Source organism: Mycobacterium sp., from assembly GCF_008709575.1.
GTDB lineage: Bacteria > Actinomycetota > Actinomycetes > Mycobacteriales > Mycobacteriaceae > Mycobacterium.
The window spans coordinates 1-1,104 of sequence record NZ_VYIK01000181.1 but is presented as its reverse complement, the minus strand read 5'-3'; the positions used below and the strand labels follow the sequence as shown (position 1 = coordinate 1,104).

Sequence of the window (1,104 nt, the reverse complement as noted above, 5' to 3'; positions counted from 1 at the left end):
AGACCTCCACATCCCCGACCTCACACCCACCCCAGCCATAGCCCCCGACACCCTCAACACCCTGCTCGACCCCACCCTGATCACCGACCTGACAACCCTCCTGGGCTAATGCGGAGCTCTGGCCAGATGTTGTCACGCATGCGGCAAATCCGTTCGCGGGCAACCGATTCCACAACTGCCGAACATAGGGAAAACACTCGGCAGATCTTGGTGCCAAATCGGAAATCTACCCCCTACCCTGTGGTCGTTCACCGGTGGCGAACCCGCAGTGGATCGCAGATCGGATGAGGCGCCGGACGTCAGCACGCGACGGTAGGCTTGGCATCGTGTCCAGTGTCGAGCAGCCCGAGGAGCCAGTCGTGCGAACCTACACGCCCGACGAGGCGATCAGACGCGCTCGGCCACTGCCTCCCCGCGATCGCCTCGTCATCGAGGATGTGCCCGAGGAGGAGTGGGCCGCCTTTCAGGCTGCACTAGCGGACGCATGACCAACGCTCAGCCATCGGGTGTCGTCGTGGACACGATGGTCATCAGCTGGCTGTTTGACGACCGCCCCAATCGGCTCGCTGAGCACTACCGCATGCTGATAGGCCCAAAGCCCGTCCTGCTCGCGTTCCAAACCGTGATGGAACTCCGCTACGGAGTTCTGCGCGCCGGGTGGGGCCAACTGCGGCGCCGACGACTCGAACGCCGCATCGCTGAACTGACCGTCGTCCAGCCTGATAATGAGATGATCACCACGTGCGCCACGTTGCGTGCGCATTGCGCACAGATCGGCCATGCGCTCGCCGGCAAGCTCCATGACGGAGACCGATGGATAGCGGCCGCCGCGATGCGCCTCGGCGTGCCGCTGGTCTCCCATGACGGGATATTTGATGGAGCACCCGGGCTTGAGTTCGTGACTGCTGCCGGCGACGAATAGCCCCCGCATCGCGAGACTGAAATTCCCGGATAGTGCCGCCATGTCGATCTCGCTGCCACAATCCGGCAGAGCAATCACACCTGTATGAGACGCCATTAATATACCCGCTCGCTAAAGCAGCGGGTTCGAGTGATTCCTGAGAACCGACGGTGGGCTTGGCGAGCCGCCCGGGTGCGGCTACG

At 63.0% G+C, this 1,104-nt stretch carries 2 protein-coding genes; both read left to right on the top strand.

Annotated features, from left to right (window positions below):
* Positions 1–359: 359 nt before the first annotated feature.
* Complete coding sequence (locus F6Q13_RS20355) at positions 360–488, top strand: hypothetical protein (RefSeq protein ID WP_367141361.1); 129 nt, start codon at positions 360–362, stop codon at positions 486–488.
* Complete coding sequence (locus F6Q13_RS20350; protein WP_367141360.1) at positions 485–922, top strand: PIN domain-containing protein; 438 nt, start codon at positions 485–487, stop codon at positions 920–922. The genes F6Q13_RS20355 and F6Q13_RS20350 overlap by 4 nt, the downstream gene beginning before the upstream one ends.
* Positions 923–1,104 lie beyond the last annotated feature (182 nt).